17 protein-coding genes and 1 pseudogene are annotated in these 22130 nt (G+C 33.9%); 8 read left to right on the top strand and 10 right to left on the bottom strand.

Annotation, left to right across the window (positions count from 1 at the left end; all coding sequences use genetic code 11):
- Positions 1 to 145: 145 nt before the first annotated feature.
- The 4 genes and pseudogenes from IGB25_RS14200 to IGB25_RS14185 all read right to left on the bottom strand — a co-directional run bounded on the left by IGB25_RS14200 (position 146) and on the right by IGB25_RS14185 (position 5354).
- A complete protein-coding gene (locus tag IGB25_RS14200; RefSeq protein WP_247653538.1) occupies positions 146 to 2062 on the bottom strand; it encodes a hypothetical protein in 1917 nt (638 codons plus the stop codon).
- 34 nt (positions 2063 to 2096) lie between these two features.
- Positions 2097 to 3824 (bottom strand): 2-succinyl-5-enolpyruvyl-6-hydroxy-3-cyclohexene-1-carboxylic-acid synthase, encoded by a 1728-nt coding sequence (gene menD / locus IGB25_RS14195; protein WP_211065560.1) that lies wholly within the window; start codon positions 3822 to 3824, stop codon positions 2097 to 2099.
- A 62-nt stretch (positions 3825 to 3886) separates the two neighbouring features.
- On the bottom strand, positions 3887 to 4987 hold the full coding sequence (locus IGB25_RS14190; RefSeq protein WP_211065559.1) for a chorismate-binding protein: 1101 nt from the start codon (positions 4985 to 4987) through the stop codon (positions 3887 to 3889).
- A pseudogene (locus tag IGB25_RS14185) lies at positions 4988 to 5354 on the bottom strand (hotdog fold thioesterase). It lies immediately after the preceding gene.
- A gap of 53 nt (positions 5355 to 5407) precedes the next feature.
- On the opposite strand from IGB25_RS14185, the gene IGB25_RS14180 reads away from it, so the two are divergent.
- Entirely contained in the window at positions 5408 to 6043 is a 636-nt protein-coding gene (locus tag IGB25_RS14180) for an alpha/beta hydrolase (RefSeq protein ID WP_211065558.1), read from the top strand.
- 31 nt (positions 6044 to 6074) lie between these two features.
- Here the strand turns inward: IGB25_RS14180 and IGB25_RS14175 are convergent, their stop codons facing one another.
- The 4 genes from IGB25_RS14175 to IGB25_RS14160 all read right to left on the bottom strand — a co-directional run bounded on the left by IGB25_RS14175 (position 6075) and on the right by IGB25_RS14160 (position 10878).
- Positions 6075 to 7364, bottom strand: coding sequence for a glycosyltransferase family 4 protein (locus IGB25_RS14175; RefSeq protein WP_211065557.1), 1290 nt, complete (start codon positions 7362 to 7364; stop codon positions 6075 to 6077).
- Entirely contained in the window at positions 7357 to 9801 is a 2445-nt protein-coding gene (locus IGB25_RS14170; protein ID WP_211065556.1) for a YfhO family protein, read from the bottom strand. The genes IGB25_RS14175 and IGB25_RS14170 overlap by 8 nt, the downstream gene beginning before the upstream one ends.
- 24 nt (positions 9802 to 9825) lie before the next feature.
- Positions 9826 to 10080, bottom strand: a complete 255-nt coding sequence (locus IGB25_RS14165) for a DUF4834 domain-containing protein (RefSeq protein WP_211065555.1) — start codon at positions 10078 to 10080, stop codon at positions 9826 to 9828.
- A 282-nt stretch (positions 10081 to 10362) separates the two neighbouring features.
- Positions 10363 to 10878 carry a DUF2892 domain-containing protein gene (locus IGB25_RS14160; protein ID WP_211065554.1) on the bottom strand — a complete coding sequence of 172 codons (516 nt, stop codon included), beginning with the start codon at positions 10876 to 10878 and terminating at the stop codon, positions 10363 to 10365.
- 135 nt (positions 10879 to 11013) lie between these two features.
- On the opposite strand from IGB25_RS14160, the gene rpmH reads away from it, so the two are divergent.
- The 3 genes from rpmH (at position 11014) to rpe (ending at position 14851) form a co-directional block, all read left to right on the top strand.
- Positions 11014 to 11175: a 50S ribosomal protein L34 gene (gene rpmH, locus IGB25_RS14155; protein ID WP_211065553.1), complete on the top strand. Its 162-nt coding sequence runs from the start codon at positions 11014 to 11016 to the stop codon at positions 11173 to 11175.
- 91 nt (positions 11176 to 11266) lie between these two features.
- Complete coding sequence (carB, locus tag IGB25_RS14150) at positions 11267 to 14119, top strand: carbamoyl-phosphate synthase large subunit (protein WP_211065552.1); 2853 nt, start codon at positions 11267 to 11269, stop codon at positions 14117 to 14119.
- Between the two features lie 72 nt (positions 14120 to 14191).
- The gene (rpe, locus tag IGB25_RS14145) at positions 14192 to 14851 is read left to right on the top strand and encodes a ribulose-phosphate 3-epimerase (RefSeq protein WP_211065551.1); all 660 of its coding nucleotides are present in this window, start codon (positions 14192 to 14194) and stop codon (positions 14849 to 14851) included.
- Here the strand turns inward: rpe and IGB25_RS14140 are convergent, their stop codons facing one another.
- A complete protein-coding gene (locus tag IGB25_RS14140) occupies positions 14852 to 15643 on the bottom strand; it encodes a UDP-2,3-diacylglucosamine diphosphatase (protein ID WP_211065550.1) in 792 nt (263 codons plus the stop codon).
- A gap of 11 nt (positions 15644 to 15654) precedes the next feature.
- Positions 15655 to 16767 (bottom strand): lipid-A-disaccharide synthase, encoded by a 1113-nt coding sequence (gene lpxB / locus IGB25_RS14135; protein WP_211065549.1) that lies wholly within the window; start codon positions 16765 to 16767, stop codon positions 15655 to 15657.
- 430 nt (positions 16768 to 17197) lie between these two features.
- On the opposite strand from lpxB, the gene IGB25_RS15755 reads away from it, so the two are divergent.
- The 4 genes from IGB25_RS15755 to uvrA all read left to right on the top strand — a co-directional run bounded on the left by IGB25_RS15755 (position 17198) and on the right by uvrA (position 22116).
- Positions 17198 to 17416 (top strand): hypothetical protein, encoded by a 219-nt coding sequence (locus IGB25_RS15755; RefSeq protein ID WP_371815915.1) that lies wholly within the window; start codon positions 17198 to 17200, stop codon positions 17414 to 17416.
- A 19-nt stretch (positions 17417 to 17435) separates the two neighbouring features.
- On the top strand, positions 17436 to 18704 hold the full coding sequence (locus tag IGB25_RS14130; RefSeq protein WP_371815914.1) for a lipopolysaccharide biosynthesis protein: 1269 nt from the start codon (positions 17436 to 17438) through the stop codon (positions 18702 to 18704).
- Positions 18705 to 18707: 3 nt separating this feature from the next.
- Complete coding sequence (gene dut / locus IGB25_RS14125; RefSeq protein WP_211065548.1) at positions 18708 to 19139, top strand: dUTP diphosphatase; 432 nt, start codon at positions 18708 to 18710, stop codon at positions 19137 to 19139.
- 145 nt (positions 19140 to 19284) lie between these two features.
- Positions 19285 to 22116 (top strand): excinuclease ABC subunit UvrA, encoded by a 2832-nt coding sequence (gene uvrA / locus IGB25_RS14120; RefSeq protein ID WP_211065547.1) that lies wholly within the window; start codon positions 19285 to 19287, stop codon positions 22114 to 22116.
- The last annotated feature ends 14 nt before the right edge of the window (positions 22117 to 22130 follow it).

The following is a 22130-nucleotide window of genomic DNA, read 5'->3' as shown; positions in this document are numbered from 1 at the left end:
AAATATAATATTTTTAAATGAAAGTCAAATCAAATTTTATTCTTATAAAAGATATTGCATTTATTTTTACTAACTTCAATTCAAGAAAATAGATTTTTTTATATTATACAATATTTAAAACATCTAACTAAACTACTGACATCTTTTATTGCTCACAACTTTCACAATAAGTAGTTCTCAAATATTCATCACTTAAAAGTTGAAACGTTACACCGCCATTTTCAATAGAATTAAACAATTTACAAAAACGTTCAGAATTCATATTAAAAGCATTTAACAAAACTGTTCTATAATTAGCGTTCTCTGTTAAATTTTTATCTATTATCGTAAGGTTAAGGTAATAGAACAACAAATCTTCATCTATATCTATGCTTCTCGACTTGGTTTCAAGAAGTTCAACAGCAAGATCCGTATTGGCATAAAAACTAAAAAACTGAGCTAAGCTGAGGTAATCATAATCTGATAAGTCAAATTTTTTGTAGTTGTTATTGATAAAATTAACAGATGCGTTTTTGCTTGCATAATCTCTTTTTTGCATATCATTTTCTGCCTTGATGATATGAAAATTGACCAACATCCTAGAGATTAAAGGTTCTGAAATTCCATAATTTTTAAGTGCTTTGATTTGACTCTTAAATTTTGTTGGGTTGACATCAATCGCTTTGAACTGCCATAGTTTGATTTTTGTGGCTACAATATTGTATTTCACTTCAGGAGTATTTGGTACTAATTTTTCTAAAGCTTTCAATTCATTGTAAACAATTAAAGATTGTCTGACATCTAACATACTCTTAAATGTTGCATTTTTGTTTAAAATCTTAACATACTTAGCTTGCTTTGGTACTTGCATTTGAGTTAAAAAATCTGGAGAAATCGTTTTATCTTTAAGCTTTTCAAAAATGGAATTTTGAATGGTTTTGGCTTCTTCAAGATTTGAATTTGAAATTGCCGAGTTAAATTTTGACAACAGTTCTTTATGTGTCATGTTTTTATACTTGTCTTTCTTTTCAAGTTCTAACTCAACAACGGCTTTACGGTGATGTTTTAAAATAGGTTCTAAATCATTTGAAAGTGAGCCCACCAATTTGGTTTTGATTTGATTTTTAGATAGCTTTGCCAAATCAGAATGTTTTGTGCCTTTGATATCATTTAAAAACTCCACCCAATTTTCAGAAGTCGAAACATTGGTTTGTATTGTTGGTTTTTGAAAACTTTGTAAAGCTTCTACAATGCTATTGGCTCGTTGTTGTTGGAGTTCAATATTGTGTTCTAAACTGCCTTCAACAGACGAATAAGCTTTGATATTGATGGTTTTAATATTAAAATCTGTCAATCTTAAAGAATCATAAATGGGCTTGATGTCTTTTTGAGTGTATTCTGCTTTGTTTTTTTCAAATGGAATAATAAATTTTAGCGTTTTATTTTTTAACACATAACCTTCTTTACCTCGAGAATTTATCGCTTTTCTGGTATAGGTTAAACTATCAAGATACATACCCATATCAAGCAATTCCCATGGATAAGATTCTAAATTATAAATAATTTGATAGCGACATAAATTATTATTGTTTAAAAATAAAATATTGTATTCTAAAGACTCATCCATAAGATTCCGAGGAACATTTCCGACAAAAGTTCGGTAAAACTTGTCGTCGTAAGATTCTAAACCACGGCGTAAATCTTTGCTGTAAACAGGTGGTAAAAGTTCTCCTTTAATTTGCAGATCTTTTATGTAATCGATATCACAATCATATCTTTTTTTGCTGACCACATCAATTGCAATGCCATCTTCTCTATTGCTAAATAAGGTATTGAACCAGCGTTTATCATTGATTTGAAAATACAATTTTTGACCTTCTCTAATAACCGAAAACTTAACTTCACGCGGTTTTTGCTTGAATATTTGAACAAATGAACTGCAAACTTGATCTCGATTGTGACTCGGAAAATTTATACCATAATTATTTTGAGCAGAAAGTGTTGATATCTGTATAATAATTAAGATAAAAAATAAATTGCTAAAGAATTTCATGTGATTGATTTCAAAACCAAAAATAATCAAATCTCTGAATTTTAATAAATCAATTTACGGGGATTTATTCAGTTGAATTACTGGTTTTTAAAACCTTAAAATACTCCAACAACACCTTATCATTCAATTCTGTAGGTGTGAATATTTCTAAAATTGATTTGTGTTTGTTCTCAATAAATTCTGGCAAAGCTTGTTCTAAACTTTCTTTGTTTTCAACTTTTAAATATTTAAACTCATACATTTTTGCTAAATGTTCTGCCGTATGTTGATGTTGCGTTTCAAAATAGGTATGAAAATAATCATCGTGTTTATCGCCTGGTAAAATTCTAAAAATGCCGCCACCTTGATTGTTGATAACGATAATTTTAAAATCTGAAGGTAAATAATTATTCCACAACCCATTAGAATCATATAAAAAACTCAAATCTCCACAAATTAAATACGCTGGTTTATTTTGAACCACACTTGACCCAATTGCAGTTGATAATGAACCATCAATGCCACTCGTACCACGGTTGCAAAACACCTGTGTTTGCGTATCTAAATCAAAAAAATTGGAATATCGCACACACGAGCTATTGCCAAGATGGAGCAAAATATCTTTGGGTAAACTTTTGAAGATGTGATTGTAACACCAAAAATCAGAAAAAGGAATGTTATTGATATAATTTTCAGATTGAATTTCTCGAGATTGCTTAATCGAATTCCAAAACGAAAAATAGTCTGAAGATTGTGTATTTATTTTAGGCTGAATCGTTTTCAAAAAATCACTAACTTGATAGGGCAAATGAATAACATCTGAAAAAAACGTATCAAATGCACGATATGGATGAAGATGATAGTGAAATTTTGGTTTAAAACGCCTCAAAAAAGCTTTAAGTTTTTTAGACACTATCATTCCGCCTAAGGTCAACAATACATCAGGTTGCAATTTTTCAAATAAAATCTCTTTTTGCTCGTCCAATTCCAAAGGTGAAATTATACTATCAATGCTGTAAAAAAAGGTTTTATGATTAAGATTAGAAATGGTTTCTGTCATCACAATCACTGAATCATCTTTGGTCAAAAACTCTATATCTTCAATTTTGATATCATCAGGATGATTGACGCCTATTATAATTAATTTTCGCTGTGCTCGATTCCAATTTGTAACAAAACTTTCAATATCATTTTGCTGTATTTGATTTAAAAAATTTGTCTTATCAAATTCAAAAACGTTTAAATCAACACTTAAAGTTTCAACTTTATCATAAAGAGGTTCATCAAATGGTGCATTGATATGCACAGGCAAATGCTGTTGATAGCAAGTTTGCAAAGCTTTAAAAATTTGATTAGAATTATAATCTTGTATCAACGTATTGTCTTCATTGCGGTTATCGCTTTTTAAATTGGCTTCGTAAGCTACGTGATTGGTGTAAACATAAGGTCGCCTAATGGTTTGTCCATCACCAATATCTATCAAGTGTTCAGGTCTGTCTGCTGAAATTACCACTAATGGAATTTGACTATAAAATGCTTCAGCAACAGCAGGAAAATAATTCAACATCGCCGAACCTGAAGTGCAAACCAAAGCTGTTGGTTCTTGAAGTTGTTGAGCCATGCCCATTGCAAAAAAAGTCGCACAACGCTCATCGACAATGCTATAAGTTTTAAAAAATGGATGAGTAGCAAAACTAATGGTCAAAGGTGCATTGCGTGAACCTGGTGAAATTACAACGTGTTTTATATGGGCTTTACGGCATAATTCTACAATAGTTTGAGCTAATGGAATAGATGATATATTGTGTTTCAATCCTTAAAGTTTTGTGCAAATTTACAATTCTAAATTCATTAACTTTTTAGAAGGTAATTTTATTAAAGCACATTTAACAAGGTTTGAGATTTAGCCAAAGTTTCTAAATATTCAGCTTCGGGTTGACTGTCTTTGGTAATACCACCGCCGACGTATAATTCTATATAATCTTCAAATACTTGCATACATCTCAGGTTAACATACAAATCAGAAATGCGTTTGATGCTCTGTATAGCTTGTTGCTCTTGATTTTTTTGAGTTTTGGATCGACTTATAGCTTGTTTAAAATGCATTGGTCCCAAAAATCCAGAATAATAACCGCGTTGATAAGTCTCGTGTGCTTCAATAAACGTTTTGGCTTTATCTTTTGGCAAACCGCAAACGGCTGATGTGGGATGTAAATCCTGAATGATTTTAAACAAATCTTTAGGTTCAATTTGGGCTTTAATATTAGATTTTAAATGCCACAAATTTCCCGCCCTAACGCTTTGAGCGTTCTGAACATCAAGCTTATCCGAGTGATTTTTTAAAGCAGAAACAATAAAATCAACCACCATTTGTTGTTCTTCCTTTTCTTTTTTTGTCCATTGTGGTTCAGCTTGTTCATCAGCATTAATCGTTCCTGCAAGAGCTACGGTTTGAAGAATATTTCTTTCGAGATACAAAAAACGTTCAGGCGTTGCCCCAAGCCATAAACCCACTTTAGGATGATACCAGCAATAGCTAAAGGCTTTGGGATATTTTGAAGCTAATTTTTTAAGCGTTCTTAAAGGATCAATTGTTTTTTTGATAGTAACTTTACGAGAACAAACTATTTTTTGAATGTCTGTGTTTTTAATGGTTTCAATGGCTTTTGAAACCAAATTGATATGAGTTTGCTTTTCCGTTTCAGACGTTGCGTAATTGGTTTTTGAGGATTCAAAATCCTTATCATTCAACTGAGAATTTAAAATTTTGGATTGATTTTCAGGAAAAATGACTTTAGCGTTTGCATCAGAAAATGGACAAAATACAAATCCTGGTACGTTAAAATTATCTATGGTATTTAGGTTATTATTGCTTTGCAAATAAGCTTTAAGCTGATGATTTTGAGCATAACATACAAAAGGCAATTGGTGTGAATAATGAGTTTTAAGTTGTTGAAAGAAATCGGTTTGAATCATTTATTTTGACTTTGGTAAAGCTATAGTAGTAAGTTTTACAGAGATTTCACATCGGTTGTCTTCAGTGATTTTGATGTCACGTGATTGATTTCACACTTCTCACGTAATTGGCCGAAATTTCGATACCTCTGATAATGAATTTAGATGGATCTAAAAACATAATAGATGCAACACTTCCAACACTTTCGGCCAAAGCTACCATAGCACCACCATGCAAAACGCCGTCGGGTTGATGAACACTTGAGTTTACAGGCATTTTGGCAACAAGATAATCTTTGCCAATTTCTGTATATTCTATTGAAAGTGTTTCCATCAATGTATTTTTGCTCAAAGCATTATAGCGGTCAAGCATCTCTTGATTTGTCATAGATTTATGGATTTTATGTAAATTTGAAACTGTTGTAAAAATAAACAAAAAAAATGCCTGAACATAGAATTTCATACTCGACTACAAAAACATACTCAACTTTAAATCTATTGACGGATAAAACTGAAAACATTTGGTTGGTTTGTCTCGGTTTAGGTTATTTGAGTCGATATTTTATAAAATATTTTTCGATATTAAATCCTGAAAAAAACTACATCATCGCACCCCAAGCTCCATCTAAATATTATCAAGACCAAAGTTTTAAACGCATTGGAGCATCTTGGCTCACCCGTGAAGAAACTCAGCTTGAAATGCAAAACATCAAAGCTTATTTTGATGCTATTTACCAAAAGGAAATCCAGCCTTTTTCTGATAAAAAACTTATCGTTTTGGGTTACTCACAAGGTGTTTCTGTAGCTATGCGTTGGGTTGCTCAATCAAAGATAAACTGTGAAAAATTGTTGATGCATTCGGGTGGAATTCCTGTAGAATTAAAAGCTGAAAATTTTAAAGATTTAAGGTTTAAACCTTATTTAATTTATGGTAAATCTGATCCCTATATCACAAAAGATAGAGCAAAACAAGAAGTTCAAAAAGCCGAAAACCTATTTGGAAATCGATGTAAAGTCAAAACCTTTGATGGAACACATGAGATAAATCAAGAGATTTTGAAATCTTTTGATGGGTAAAAATTCTCTCGCAGAGACGCTAAGGGAAAAGCTAATTGATAATCTCAACCAATTTCTCAGTTAAAGCTTTTCGGTGATAAACTTCGATATCTTTTGATTTGACCTCGAGTTTTCCTTTCATAAAAGCTTTAAAATAGGTTTTGATTTGAACTTTAAGCTCATCTTTTTCATGATAATTAAAAGCTGAACCAGCATTATGCTTGTTGATTAATTCCGCAACATCCCAATTTTGTGGACCAATCCCTAAAATGGGTCGTCTCGCTTGTAAATATTCAAAAAACTTACCTGGAATGATACCTTGAGTTTGGGTCATATCTTTTTCTATCAATAATAAAACTTGTGCACTAAACATTTGTTGTTGAGCATCTTTATGGGGCAAATAGCCTAAAAACGTAGAATGTTTTTGCAAGTCAAAACTTTTTAGACTGTCGATAATGTTTTGACTGATTTGTCCGATAAATTTGAGTTCTAAATTGTTTTTAAAATGCTCATCTTCTTCTATCAACTCAACTAAAACTTGCCATAAATTCTCAGGATTGCGCTCACTCATCAAGGTGCCAATATGTGCTAAACTGAAATGCTCATCAAGTTCAGTAACAATATCAGTATCGTCAAAACCATTGGTAATCAAACTCACAGGTTTTTCAGTTTTTTTTTGAAACTCTTTTTGGGTGGTCGGACTCGTCACTGTGATGTGGTCGGCTGAAGCTAAAACCTCATTTTCCATCTGCTGATGCTTTTCAACTGAAGATGGTGTTAGTTTTAAATCTTTGTGATAACCAATATTAACCCAAGGATCTCTAAAATCGGCTATCCAAGGCAGATTGGGGTATTTCATTTTTAAACAAAAACCTATACGATGCAAGCTATGTGGCGGACCAGTAGTAATGATAGCGTCAAAATTGGCTTGATCTAAAAGTTTAGAAATTCTTTTTACAGAAGGTTTTATCCACAGCATTCTGGCATCTGGAATAAAGTAATTTCCACGAATATAGAGCAATGCTTTTTGTATAAAATTTTGATTTTTAGAGGCTTTGATGATGCCTTTACTTAAAGATTGGGTGTCTTTTTTAGAAAATAATTGTGCCAAAGTATAAGGTTCAATAATTGAAGATTTGATAACTTCAACGTGATTTGGAATTTCCATTTCTAAACTCTTATCAACGATAGGATAATGCGGATGTTTAGGCACAAAAACTGTAGGCTGAATATTGAAATCTTTTAGATATTTCACAAATTTCAACCAACGCTGAACACCTGGACCGCCAGCTGGTGGCCAGTAGTACAAAACAATCAATACTTTTTTGGGTGCTTTAGTCATTTTTGACTTCGGTTGAAGTTTGTTTAACATACTTAAACGCACCAAATAATAGTAAAACTAAAAACAAAACGTGTCCAGCTAAGCTGATGCGACTTCCTGTTTTTATGACCTGTGGCTCAAATTTAAACTCGATTTGATGTTTGCCTTTTGGAATCACTAAACCTCTTAAAGTATAATCAACCTGAACGTGATTTACTGGTTTGCCGTCAAGATAAGCTTGCCAACCTTTAGGATAATACATTTCAGAAAAGACTGCAAAAGCGTCGTAACTTGATTGACTTTCATAAACCAAATGATTCATTTTGTAGTCTATAAGTTCAATTTTTGAAAGTGAATCTTTTTCAAATTGTTGTTGACCAAGTTGATTTGTATAAATTTCTTTAATAATTGCAACGCGTTTTGTGTTGATATTGCTTAAAGCTAAGATGGCTTGGTTGTCATCTTTTACAATATTTAGAGAATCTACAAACCAAGCATTGCCATTGGCTTCAGGATTAGGCTGAGCCATAATTTCACCTTGATTTTGGATGATATTGTATTTCACATTAAACATATTCAAAACTTCTCGATTGCCTTGTGCAATATGAAAATCAAAAATATCCTGAATGCGTTGTGGTTTAGCAGCGTGATAACCACCAAGCGATTTGTGAAAATAAGATGCTCGAGCATTATTAAACGGATTAACACTTAGGTCTAACACTCGAAAATGGGTTTTATCTTTTAAAATTTCTCGGTCAGCCGAATTGGCTTGAAAAGGTTTTTTCATTTCTGCTTGAGAAACAAAGTCATCTTCATTAACATAACGTTGATCTACCAAAACTAAATCTAAAACACAAACCAAACCAATAATTAAAGTTGCCCATTGCATTTTGAGCTTTTGCAAAAACCATAACCATAACACTCCTAAAACTAAAGCTACAATAAAAAGTGAACGCCAAGCATCAGCCATAAACACCGCTTGTCGGTCAAGTTTTAAGGCTCTTACAAAGTTTTCTCCTAATTGTTTTCTGAAATTATTATCCATAAAACCAGAAAAGTCAAACAAAGATTCTTTAAATAACATTAAAAAAACTAACAAGCCACCACAGATTATGGCACTCATTTTTAAAGCTTTTTTCTTTTCAACTTTTGAGGTTTTATCACTGAAAAAATAAGCCAAACCCACAAAAGCCATCAACGGCACACACAATTCAATTAAAACTTGGATAGAAGATACCGCTCTAAATTTGTCATACAAAGGCACATAATTGATAAATAATTTTGTTAAAACCGAAAAGTTATCGCCCCAAGACAAGAGCAAAGCTAAAATTGAACCCACTACAATCCAGGTTTTGAACTTGCTTCTTATAAGAAATAAAGCTAATATAAACAAGACTAAAACGCCAGCACCAATATACGCCGGGGTCGCTACAATGGGTTGTTTTCCCCAGTAAGTGATTACCTGTTGATTAAGAAAACTCAAAGATTCAGAGTGAGTCGCTCCAATTTTTAATAATTCTTTGTAGGCATGAGAATCAGTTGAAAATTGTTTTCTCTCAAAATCACCTTTAAACCTAGGTATAAATAAATTTAAACTTTCAGCAATGCCGTAACTGTATTCGGTGATATAGTCATATTCTAAAGCAGATTGTTCAGATTTAGGTTGACCATCAGGTGAAATGCTTACTGTGCTTTCTCCTCTTGTACTAAATTGAGTGTATTCTTGCGTGGCTAATAAATTTGTCGCATTTAGACTTAATCCCAAAATTGCGACAACAAATGCAACGCCAACAGCTTTAGCAAATTTCGGTAAGGCTTTGTTTTTAATAGCCTCAATCAAATATACTATTCCAATCACCACACAAAGCAGAGTTAAATAATAAGTCATTTGAAAGTGGTTAGCAGCAATTTCGAGTGCCATACCTAAAGAAAGTAAAATAAAACCTTTTAAATATTTATGCCGTAAACACAACAACACGCCTGCAATGACAACTGGCATATATGCAATGGCATGAGCTTTGGCATTATGACCAACGCCCAAAATAATGATGAGATAAGTTGAAAACCCAAAAACCAATGCCCCAAAAAAAGCAATTAGTGGTTTGACTCTCAACACCAAAAACAAGATATAAAGCCCGATAAAATACAAAAACAAATAATCGGCTGGTCGTGGTAAAAACCTTAAAAATCGGTCAAAAGATTTGATATAGTGATGAGGGTAGTTAGCCCCAACTTGATAAGACGGCATTCCTCCAAAAGCATTGTCTATCCAATACGGTTCTTCGTCGTATTTTTCGACATGAGCTTTCCTATCATCGGCCATACCAATATATTGTACGATATCGCTTTGGTAGATGATTTTATTTTGCAAAACAGGATAGAAATAAGCTACGGCAACGACAATAAACCCCAAGATAATTCCAGAATGTATGCCGATGATTTTCCAGTTAATTTTCATTTAAAAAAATTTTGAACGGGCAAATTAATCAATTTCTTCAAAGTCGATATACTCCCCTACTTTTTCTTTATCTTGTTTAGAAGATGTTTTTGAACGCTCAGAAGATTGTTGTTGCTTATCAAAAGGGTTTTGATTAGGATTTTCATAACGCTTTTGGGCTTTTTTACCCATATATTTTATAAAATACTTGAGTAAATATGGAAACGCCCATTTAAGAATTAAGCGAAGAATCCAAAATCCGATGATGATATATAAAAGCGTGATAAAAAAATCTTGCATAAAATGGTATTGGACTTGCAAAGTTAAACAACTTAAAACTTTAAGATATTAACATCTTATTAAAGTTGACAGAAATCAATTTATAGTTTGATTTTTATTAAGCATTATAAATAAAGGAAAGATTAGCTAAAAATTCTTAATTATCTAAATGTCTAAAAGGTTAAAAAAAAAATTAGAAATAAACCTCTCAATAGATTAAAAACACATCAACTATTAGCCTTATATTGAAAACCGCGAAATACTTTGGCAATTTGAAAAAACTTTAAACTCATAAACTCTTCGCTAAAACTTCTTCATCTGCTGTTTCATCATTTTGATTTGATCACCAAGCATATTGTGTTTATCCAAAGATTTAGCTTCTTTAATGAGCATTTGAGCTTCACGTTTACGGCGTTTAGACATCGCAATGCCAGCCAAGTTGAGTTTTGCCATAGCCAAATCGTGTTTCATAGATAAACCGAGACGAATAGCGGTTCTAAAATATTTTTCGGCTTTGGTCATATTGGTTTGCGACAAAATTAAACCGTGCAAATAATTGTAGTAACCTTGTTGTTTTTGGGTTAAAGCTGTTTCAGGATTTTTTATTTTATCCAACCATTTTTTAGTGCCTTCAAAATCTTGTTTTCTCAATCTTAAAAACGCTAACAATATAAGTTCGTTTTTGAAATATAAAAACACAAAAATACCACTGAGCAATACAAGCAATATGCCGTTACCGATATTTCCTTCTATGAATTGATATATAGCATAGGCAAAAACCAATACTGCTAGAATAAGCTTAATAATTTTGTTGAACATAGCCGTTATTTTGAATTTGCAAAGTTACGAAAAACCTATGGAAAAGATTTAAAAATTAATGTTGTAAAATTAAAAAGACTTTGTATATTTGCACCCGATAAAAATTAAGCATACAAACTTATAACATAGAGTCTGATGAAAAGAACATTTCAACCCTCAAAGCGTAGAAGAAAAAACAAACACGGTTTTAGAGAGCGTATGGCGTCTGCTAACGGCAGAAAGGTTTTAAAACGAAGAAGAGCTAAAGGTCGCAAAAAATTAAGCGTTTCATCAGAAACCAGTATGAGAAGAAAATAAAATGACAATATCTATTTTAATATTTTGAAAGTGTTACTTAACGGTAACACTTTTTTTTTATCTAAATTTAGTCCATTAAAAATACCATTCAATGCCAAAAAACCAAGATTTAAAAAGCATTCTAATTGTAGGCTCTGGTCCAATTATCATTGGTCAAGCTTGTGAATTTGACTATTCAGGCTCTCAAGCCCTGCGTTCGCTTAGAGAAGAAGGTATAGAAACTATACTTATCAACTCTAATCCAGCAACAATTATGACAGATCCAAGTATACTAGATCATATTTATCTCAAGCCATTAACTACCAAGTCAATCATTGAAATCCTTAAAAAACACCCCCAAATTGATGCCGTGTTGCCAACAATGGGTGGACAAACCGCTTTAAATCTTTGTATTGAAGCAGATGAAAAAGGAATTTGGGATGACTTTGATGTGAAAATGATTGGAGTTGACATCAATGCCATCAATATCACTGAAGATCGTGAACAGTTTAGAAAACTGATGCAAGATATCAATGTTGGCGTAGCACCATCAAAAACGGTAACTTCTTTTCTGAAAGGCAAAGAAGTCGCTCAAGAATTTGGTTTTCCTTTGGTCATTCGGGCATCTTACACTCTGGGTGGTCTTGGTGCATCAATTGTTCACGACGAAAAAGATTTTGAAAAATCACTCACTCGCGGATTAGAAGCTTCACCCATTCACGAAGTCATTATTGACAAAGCTTTAATCGGTTGGAAAGAATACGAATTAGAATTGCTCAGAGATAGAAACGACAATGTTGCTATTATTTGTAGCATAGAAAATATGGATCCGATGGGTATTCATACTGGAGACTCCATTACCGTTGCACCAGCGATGACATTGAGTGATACTACATACCAACGTATGCGAGATTTGGCTATCAAAATGATGCGTAGCATTGGTAATTTTTCTGGAGGCTGTAATGTGCAATTTGCAGTAAGCCCAGATGAAAAAGAAGATATTGTTGCCATAGAAATCAACCCAAGAGTGTCTCGGTCTTCAGCATTGGCTTCAAAAGCTACAGGCTATCCAATTGCTAAAATTGCTTCAAAATTGGCTATTGGCTATCATCTCGATGAACTTGAAAACCAAATTACTAAAACCACTTCTGCTTATTTTGAACCCACATTAGATTATGTGATTGTAAAAATCCCAAGATGGAATTTTGACAAATTTGAAGGCTCTGACCGCGAACTCGGCTTACAAATGAAAGCCGTTGGTGAAGTCATGGGCATCGGGCGTTCTTTTCAAGAGGCTTTACATAAAGCTACACAATCACTCGAAATCAAACGCAACGGACTTGGTGCCGATGGTAAAGGCTACAAAAAATACGATACCATCATAGAAAAACTAACTCACCCCAGCTGGGATCGTGTATTTGTGATTTATGATGCCGTTCAAGCTGGTATTCCATTGAAACGCATTCACGAGATTACCAAAATAGATATGTGGTTCTTAAAACAATATGAAGAACTCTACAATCTTGAAGTTGAAATTTCAAAATTTAACATCGACAATATAACCAAAGAATACTTGCTTGAAGCCAAACAAAAAGGATTTGCAGATAGGCAAATCGCCCATATGTTAGGTCGCTTAGAAAGTCAAGTCCATAAAAAACGAAAAGAACTCGGCATCAATCGGGTTTATAAACTTGTAGATACCTGTGTCGCTGAATTTGAAGCCCAAACGCCTTACTACTATTCTACTTTTGAAGCAGAAGTTACGGATAAAAACGGAAACACATTTACAGAAAATGAAAGTATTGTTACCGATAAAAAGAAAATTGTAGTACTCGGCTCAGGTCCTAATCGCATTGGTCAAGGTATTGAATTTGACTATTGTTGTGTTCACGGCGTTCTTGTCGCTGCGGAATGTGGCTACGAAACCATTATGATTAACTGTAATCCTGAAACGGTTTCAACCGATTTTGATACGGCTGACAAACTTTATTTTGAACCGGTTTTTTGGGAACACATCTATGACATCATTCAGCACGAAAATCCCGAAGGCGTTATTGTTCAACTCGGTGGACAAACCGCTTTAAAATTGGCTGAAAAACTCAACCGATATGGCATAAAAATTCTTGGCACAAGCTACGAAGCTTTAGATTTGGCCGAAGATCGCGGAAGTTTTTCTAAATTACTTCAGCAGAATAATATTCCTTATCCTGAATTTGGCGTAGCCGAAAGTGCCGACGAAGCCAGAGAATTAGCTGAACAACTCGACTTTCCTATTTTGGTTAGACCATCTTATGTGCTTGGTGGTCAAGGGATGAAAATTGTCATCAACCAAGAGGATTTGGAAGCTCACGTTGTTGATTTATTGAGAAAAATACCTAATAACAAACTCCTACTCGACCACTATCTCGATGGTGCTATAGAAGCCGAAGCCGATGCCATTTGTGATGGCAAAGATGTTTATATTATTGGCATCATGGAACATATTGAACCTTGCGGTATTCACTCAGGAGATTCAAACGCCGTTTTACCACCATTTAATCTCGGTGATTTAGTCATGCAACAAATAATAGACCACACCAAAAAAATTGCTTTAGCTCTTGAAACTGTGGGTTTAATCAATATTCAATTTGCCATCAAAGACGATAAAGTTTATATCATTGAAGCCAATCCACGAGCATCAAGAACAGTGCCTTTTATTGCAAAAGCTTATGGTGAGCCTTACGTCAATTACGCCACAAAAGTGATGTTAGGACATAATAAACTCAGTGATTTTGAATTTAAGCCTCATTTGGATGGATATGCTATCAAAAAACCTGTATTTTCATTCAATAAGTTTCCAGAAGTCAACAAACAACTTGGTCCTGAAATGAAAAGCACTGGTGAAAGTATTTTATTTATTGATAGTTTAAAAGATGATGAATTTTACGAGTTGTACACGAGAAGAAAAATGTATTTAAGTAAATAAACCCTGCGACCTTTGCGACTTTGCGGTAAAAAAAATCTCGCTAAGACGCTAAGGTACATAAATATTTTTATAATGAAAACCCATAAAATAGCCCCATCTATTCTTGTCGCCGATTTTGCAAACCTTCAGCGTGATATTGAAATGGTCAACCAAAGTGAAGCCGATTGGTTTCATATTGATATTATGGACGGCGTCTTTGTCCCTAATATTTCATTTGGCATGCCTGTTTTAAAATCAATAAGCCAACACGCTAACAAATTTATAGATGTGCATTTGATGATAGTTGACCCTGACCGCTACATCAAAAATTTTGCGGATTTGGGCTCTAATTTACTGACCGTTCACTACGAAGCTTGCACGCATTTGCACCGAACATTGCAAGCCATCAAGGCTAATGGCATGCAAGCTGGCGTAGCTCTTAATCCGCATACGCCTGTCAATTTACTAAAAGATGTCATACAGGATATTGATTTGGTTTGTGTGATGAGTGTCAATCCAGGGTTTGGCGGACAAAGTTTTATTGAAAACACCTTCGAAAAAGTAGCCGAGCTCAAAGAATTAATTTTGTCTAAAAATGCTAAAACACTGATAGAAATTGACGGCGGTGTTACCGATAAAAACGCCAAACAACTCGTGCAAACGGGTGCTGATGTTCTCGTGGCTGGCAGTTTTGTGTTTAAGTCTAAAGATGCCAAGAAAACAATAAAAATCTTAAAGACTCTTGAGTTTTAATTATTTATCTGAATAATGGAATGACTTACCAAAAGCGTTCAATTGAAATTGCTCACCATCAAATTGACCATAGGTGTAATACTTTATCCAATCGCCAAGATTGATGTATTGACTATTTTGTTTAAGCTGAATATTTAAAGGCAAATGCCGATGACCAAAAATAAAATAATCATAATGTTCAGCTTTCAGTTTTTGTTTGGCATACTGCACTAACCACTCGTTCTCTTCACCGAGAAATTTAGCGTCTTCTTCGCCAGAAATCAGTTTGTTTTTCAGGGATAAATGTTGTGCTAATCTCACGCCCAAATCAGGATGCAACCATCTAAAGAGCCATTGGCAAAACGGATTGGTAAACACTTTTTTCATGCGTTTGTAGCCTTTATCTTTTAGCCCTAAACCATCGCCATGACCGATAAAAAATTGTTTACCATTGATTTCAAACACTTGTGGTTTGTGATAAACAGGAATATTCAACTCTTTTTGAAAATAATCTTTCATCCACAAATCGTGATTGCCAACAAAAAAATGAATGGGAATACCTGAATCTGTAATTTCGGCGAGTTTTCCGAGAATTCTCACAAAACCTTTTGGAACCACCGTTTTGTATTCAAACCAAAAGTCAAACAAATCACCCAAGAGAAAAATAACCTCAGCATCGTTTTTAATTTCATCAAGCCAATTCACCAATTTGCGTTCACGAACTCTGCTTTTCACTTGATTAGGTGCACCAAGATGGCTATCGCTAGCAAAATAAGCCGATTTTCCATTAGACAATTGAATGCTTTCAGTCATAAATTGCGAATTTACTGTATTTTTTTAAATATCAGCTCTGCCGTTTTTTGGCTTGCTCCTGCTCCACCGAGTTTTAGTTCTAAATCATAATAATCTAAAAACATCTGTTTTCTTTTGTTGGTATATAAAATTTGATGTAATTCATTTTTTAAGTTCTTAGCATTCAATTCACCTTGTATTAATTCTTTAACTACTGGTTTGTCCATAATAAGGTTGACCAAAGAAATATAATTTAGATTAATAATTCGTTTTGCAATTTGATAAGAAATACTACTGCCTTTATAGCAAACCACTTCAGGCACTTTAAACAATGCCGTTTCTAAAGTCGCTGTTCCAGAAGTTACCAAAGCGACTGTGGATACGCTGAGCAAATTATAAGTTTCGTTCTGCACATAAGAAACGCGTTTTTTGGCATTAAACTGTTCGTAAAATTCAGCGTCTTGCCCTGGTGCACCAGCAATGACAAATTGATATTCTGGGTAATCATCAACTACACTCAACATCACACTCAGCATTTTGGAGATTTCTTGCTTTCGACTGCCAGGCAAAAGTGCTATGATGGGTTTATCTAAAAGGTGGTGATTTTTAATAAATTCTGATACGCTTTTTGGTTTAAAGTCTTTAATAGCATCTAAAAGTGGATGACCGACAAAATGCACAGGAAAATCGTGTTTTTGCTCATAAAATTCTTTTTCAAACGGCAATATCACATACATCTCATCAATATCGCGTTTAATGGCTTTGATACGGTTTTCTTTCCAAGCCCAAATTTGAGGCGAGATATAATAATGCGTTTTAAAACCTTGTTGTTTTGCCCATTTAGCAATCCTAAAATTAAATCCTGGATAATCAATAAATACAATCACATCGGGTTGAAATTCTTGAATGTCTTGCTTGCAATATTTAATATTTTTAAAAATCGTTCTCAGATTCATTATGACTTCGGCGAATCCCATAAAGGCTAAGTCTTTATAGTGTTTTACCAAAGTGCCACCAACATTAGCCATCAAGTCGCCACCCCAAAACCTAAAATTGGCTTGAGCATCGATTTGTTGTAAAGCTTTCATCAGATTAGAGGCGTGCAAATCTCCAGAAGCTTCTCCAGCTATGATGTAGTATTTCATTTAAAGACTTAATTTATACAAAGGTAAGATAGAATTTACAATTATAAGTTTTGACAGTTGTTATTGGACAATATAATAATTTTAAAGATTAATTAACGCATAAATCAAAATTAGTCAACGTAAGTTCGATTTATTAAAAGCTGTAAATCAGATAATTACATCTTTTTGTTAACAAATTTTGTCATTTCGAACGAAGAATAAGGAGAAATCTCGTCCTACTGAGATGTCTCGTCGCTCATGCTTCGCTATGTCAACATGACAAATGGTTAAATATCTGTATTTTATATGAATATTTTTTATTGAAATTTATATCGAACTCACGTTAGTCAAGTTATTTTTATCTATAATCGCCTTGATTATCAAATTTTCAAATTCTAACTTTTTTACATTGAAATATTAATGTTTTACCTTTACCAAAATTTCACAGGGATTGAATCCATTTAAAACACTTTTTAAACACACCTTTGTCTATGGCTTAGCAACGGTTTTGCCTAGAATGCTGAGTTTCTTGTTGGTGCCACTTTATACCAAACTTTTTTCTGATTCAGATTACGGCATTATCACAATAGTGCCACTTTATACCAAACTTTTTTCTGATTCAGATTACGGCATTCATCACAATCTTATTTTCATATCTTATTTTTTTTAATGTGATTTTGTCTTATGGGATGGAAACTACCGTATTTAGGTTTTTTACCAAACAAGACCACAAAGACAAAGTCATCAGCACGGCTACGCTTTCTATTATTTTTTCGAGTCTGTTGTTTTTAATTTTTTCTATCATTTTTAATAGTGAAATTTCCAACGTTTTAGACCTCAACCCTTTTCATTATAAACTCATCACTTGGGTGTTGTTTTTTGATGCCATTTGTGTCATTCCGTTTGCCTATTTGCGTATCAATAAAAAATCTATTCGCTACGCGGTGATCAAAATCATCAACGTTGCTGTTAATTTGTGTCTTAATGTGTTTTTTCTTTTAAAATTGCCTTCTTGGAAAAATGATGTTCAATTTTTAAACTCCATTTATGTCGCTGATTTTAGAATTGAATATATTTTTATTTCGTTTATTATTTCTAGCGGATTGACGTTTTTACTGTTATCTCCATTTTTTGTTAAACTGAAATATCAGTTTGATGCCAAACTTTGGAAAAGTATGATGAAATATGCTTTGCCTGTTTTGGTGGCTGGCTTGGCGTTTTCTATCAATGAAACTTTAGACAAAATATTACTCAATTATTTGCTACCAGAAAACATTGCCAAATCACAAGTTGGTGTTTATGCTGCGTGTTACAAATTAGCGATGTTTATGACGCTTTTTGCTACGGCATATCGACTGGGAATTGAGCCTTTTTTCTTTAGCCATTCTCAAACTCAAAACCCCAAAAAAGCCTACGCTTTAGTCACAAAATATTTTGTGATTTGTGGGATTTTTATTTTACTATTCGTCGTGGTTTTTATCGATTATTTAAAACTCATTATCCAAAATGACGTGTTTTATGAAGCTTTAGGTGTTGTGCCAATTTTGCTCATAGCCAATTTGTGTTTGGGTGTTTATCACAATCTTTCGGTATGGTATAAAATCACAGACCGCACGAAATTTGGTGCAATCATTTCGAGCTTTGGTGCTGTTGTGACTTTAGCCATCAACATTATTTTTATACCGCTTTATGGCTTTAAAGCTTCAGCCATTGCTACACTTTGTGCCTACGGCAGTATGATGTTGTTGTCTTATGCTTTTAGCCAAAAATATTATAAAATCAATTATCCACTGAAACGCTTGGCAATTTATAGCTTATTAGGTATATCTTTTTCTATGCTTTCTTTTTACTTTTTTAGAGCACAAATTTGGATTGGTATTTTATTTATTTTAAGCTATTTAATTTTAGCTTTCTCTTTTGAAAAACGAGAATTACTGTATTACATCAAAAAAACATAATTTATGATTATTCCTATTATCAATACGTCCGAGCACGATTTACCACAATACGAAACTAAAGATTCAGCGGGTTTAGATTTGAAAGCGGTTTGCGAAACTCCTGTTATATTAAAACCTTTAGAACGCACAATCATCAAAACAGGTTTGCACATTGCTTTGCCAGAAGGTTACGAAGCACAAATCCGTCCACGAAGTGGATTAGCGGCAAAACATGGCATCTCTGTTTTAAATTCACCAGGTACGATTGATGCAGATTATCGTGGTGAAATTGGTGTCATTCTTGTCAATCTTTCTCAAGACAATTTTGAAATCACCAATGGCATGCGTATCGCCCAAATGGTCATTGCCAAGTTTGAGCAAGCTGAGTTTAAACTGGTTGAACAACTCGATGAAACCTCTCGCGGTGATGGTGGGTTTGGGAGTACTGGACATTAATGTAGTTTTGAAGTTGCCTTTGAAATCAATTTATTCAAAACACTAATTAAAAATATTTTTTTTTAATTAATTATACTTTGCTCAGCTTTGAGTTAAAATCGCTTTGAGTAGATTTGCAAATTGTATTGTTTAAAACAAAAACCTATTGAAAGCTGAAGAAGTCATTGAAGTCTTGGGTGCTCGTACTCACAACCTTAAAAATATTGATGTAAAAATTCCTCGAAACCAACTTGTTGTCATCACAGGTTTATCGGGTTCGGGCAAATCGTCTTTGGCTTTTGACACGATTTATGCGGAAGGTCAACGCCGTTATATTGAAACTTTTTCGGCTTATGCCCGTCAGTTTTTGGGTAATCTTGAACGACCAGATGTCGATAAAATTGACGGTTTATCTCCAGTTATTGCTATTGAACAAAAAACCACGAGTCGTAGTCCACGAAGCACGGTTGGCACCATTACTGAAGTTTATGATTTTTTGCGTTTGTTGTTTGCTCGGGTTGGCACAGCCTATAGTTACAAAACTGGCGAAAAAATGGTCAGCTATACCGATGACCAGATTTTGAATAAAATTTTATCTGATTTCAAAGGCCAAGCCATTAATATTTTAGCTCCCAAAATTCGGTCTCGAAAAGGACATTATCGAGAGTTGTTTGAACAAATCGCAAAGCAAGGTTATCTTAAAGTTAGAATTGACGGCGAAATCAAAGACATTGTCAATGGTCTGAAAGTTGACCGTTACAAAACCCACGATATTGAAATTGTAGTTGATCGATTAAAAGTTGAAGACAAACTATCAGTCAAAAAGCGATTATCAGACAGCATCAAAACAGCGATGAAGTTGGGACAAAATACCTTGATGGTTTTGGCGAAAGATGAGAAACAACCCGTGTTTTTTAGTCGCGAATTGATGTGCCCAACAACTGGAATTGCTTATCCCAAACCTGAACCCAACACTTTTTCTTTTAATTCGCCAAAAGGAGCTTGTCCTGATTGCAATGGTTTAGGGAAAAAATATGTGGTTAATCCTGATAAAATTATCCCTGATGATAGTTTGTCTATCAACAAAGGTGGCATTGAGCCACACGGTAAGGCTAAAAACAATTGGGTGTTTAAGCAGTTAAAAGAAATTGCTTTACATTTTGATTTTAAGTTATCTGATCCCATCAACAAAATTCCAAAAGAAGCACTTGAAGCAATCTTATATGGTGGCAAAGCAAACTTTAAGCATTACAACGAGACGATGAAAATGGATATTGTGCATCGCTATGATTTTGAAGGTGTTGCTACTTTTATTGAAAACACCTACAACGCTAAACAAACGTCAACATCTCTTACCCGTTGGGCAAAAAAATATATGGATCACATTTTATGTCCATCTTGCCAAGGCAGTCGGTTAAAGAAAATGGCATTACATTTCAAAATCAACAATCAAAACATTTCTGACTATGTCAACAAAGATATTTTAGAATTGTTTAAAGTTATTGAAAAATTACCCAAACAACTTTCTAAGTCTGAGCTTCAGATTGGGGAAGAAATCATCAAAGAAATCAAAACCCGATTACAGTTTTTAATCGACGTAGGATTGACTTATCTGAATCTTAATCGCGGGTCAAAAACTTTGTCTGGTGGAGAAGCACAACGCATTCGCATCGCAACGCAAATTGGTTCACAGTTGGTTGGGGTTTTATATATTTTGGACGAACCCAAGATTGGTTTGCATCAGCGTGATAATGAAAAACTCATTAATTCTTTAAAATATTTAAGAGATATTGGCAATTCTATTATTGTGGTAGAACATGATAAAGATATGATGCTCAGTGCAGACCACATTATAGATATCATTCCTTTTGCAGGAAAGAACGGCGGCAAAATTATCAGTCAAGGTTCACCAGAACAAGTTTTAAAACACAATACACAGACAGCTCAATATCTCAATGGAACTAAAGAAATTGAAGTTCCTAAAAAACGTCGAAAAGGCAACGGCAAACATTTACATTTGGTTGGTGCAACGGGTCATAATCTTAAAAATGTCAGTATCAAAATCCCTTTAGGACAAATGATTGTCGTCACTGGCGTTTCAGGAAGTGGTAAATCATCATTGATTAACGAAACGCTTTATCCCGTATTGAATGCTCATTACTTTAATGGCGTTAAAGAACCTTTGCCTTATAAAACCATACGTGGGTTAAAACATTTAGATAAAGTTATCGATATCAATCAAAAACCTATTGGCAGAACACCGCGTTCAAATCCAGCAACCTATACGGGAGTGTTTAGCGAGATTAGAAACTTATTTGCTAAAACACCAGAAGCTCAAATCAGAGGTTATAAACCTGGTCGATTTAGTTTTAACGTCAAAGGTGGTCGTTGTGAAACTTGTGGTGGAGCAGGTTTAAAAGTTATTGAAATGAACTTTTTACCCGATGTTTATGTGGAATGCGAAACTTGTTACGGTAAGCGTTTTAACAGAGAAACTTTAGAAATTCGCTACAAAGGTCAATCTATAAGTGATGTATTGCAAATGACGATTGACGAAGCCACAGCGTTTTTTGAACCCATTCCTAAGATTTACCGTAAACTCAAAACTATACAAGATGTCGGTTTAGGTTATATCACTTTAGGTCAGCAAAGCACCACGCTATCAGGCGGTGAAGCACAACGTATCAAATTGGCAACAGAATTGTCTAAAATCGCTACAGGAAGCACGTTTTATATTCTCGATGAACCTACAACAGGCTTACATTTTGAAGATATTCGTGTGCTGATGACTGTTTTAAATAAACTGGTGGACAAAGGCAATACGGTATTGATTATAGAGCATAATATGGATGTCATCAAAATGGCTGACTATATTTTTGACATCGGTTATGAAGGTGGACAAGCTGGCGGACAACTCGTTGCTAAAGGCACGCCTGAGCAAATTATTAAAGACAAAAAATCTTATACGGCGAAGTATCTCAAAAAAGAATTAAATTAGCAGTCATTTTTGAA

Origin of the sequence: Flavobacterium sp. CS20 (genome assembly GCF_018080005.1) — a bacterium.
Taxonomy (GTDB): domain Bacteria; phylum Bacteroidota; class Bacteroidia; order Flavobacteriales; family Flavobacteriaceae; genus Psychroflexus.
Note: the sequence above shows the minus strand (reverse complement) of the source record. Positions and strands in the feature narration are given on the sequence as shown.

Coding starts and splice junctions, on each gene's coding strand:
- IGB25_RS14190 (WP_211065559.1), bottom strand. CDS start 4,987: ATGATTCAAACCGATTTCTTTCAACAACTTAAAACTCATTATTCACAC.
- IGB25_RS14180 (WP_211065558.1), top strand. CDS start 5,408: ATGCCTGAACATAGAATTTCATACTCGACTACAAAAACATACTCAACT.
- IGB25_RS14175 (WP_211065557.1), bottom strand. CDS start 7,364: ATGACTAAAGCACCCAAAAAAGTATTGATTGTTTTGTACTACTGGCCA.
- IGB25_RS14170 (WP_211065556.1), bottom strand. CDS start 9,801: ATGAAAATTAACTGGAAAATCATCGGCATACATTCTGGAATTATCTTG.
- IGB25_RS14165 (WP_211065555.1), bottom strand. CDS start 10,080: ATGCAAGATTTTTTTATCACGCTTTTATATATCATCATCGGATTTTGG.
- IGB25_RS14160 (WP_211065554.1), bottom strand. CDS start 10,878: ATGTTCAACAAAATTATTAAGCTTATTCTAGCAGTATTGGTTTTTGCC.
- rpmH (WP_211065553.1), top strand. CDS start 11,014: ATGAAAAGAACATTTCAACCCTCAAAGCGTAGAAGAAAAAACAAACAC.
- carB (WP_211065552.1), top strand. CDS start 11,267: ATGCCAAAAAACCAAGATTTAAAAAGCATTCTAATTGTAGGCTCTGGT.
- rpe (WP_211065551.1), top strand. CDS start 14,192: ATGAAAACCCATAAAATAGCCCCATCTATTCTTGTCGCCGATTTTGCA.
- IGB25_RS14140 (WP_211065550.1), bottom strand. CDS start 15,643: ATGACTGAAAGCATTCAATTGTCTAATGGAAAATCGGCTTATTTTGCT.
- lpxB (WP_211065549.1), bottom strand. CDS start 16,767: ATGAAATACTACATCATAGCTGGAGAAGCTTCTGGAGATTTGCACGCC.
- IGB25_RS14130 (WP_371815914.1), top strand. CDS start 17,436: ATGGAAACTACCGTATTTAGGTTTTTTACCAAACAAGACCACAAAGAC.
- dut (WP_211065548.1), top strand. CDS start 18,708: ATGATTATTCCTATTATCAATACGTCCGAGCACGATTTACCACAATAC.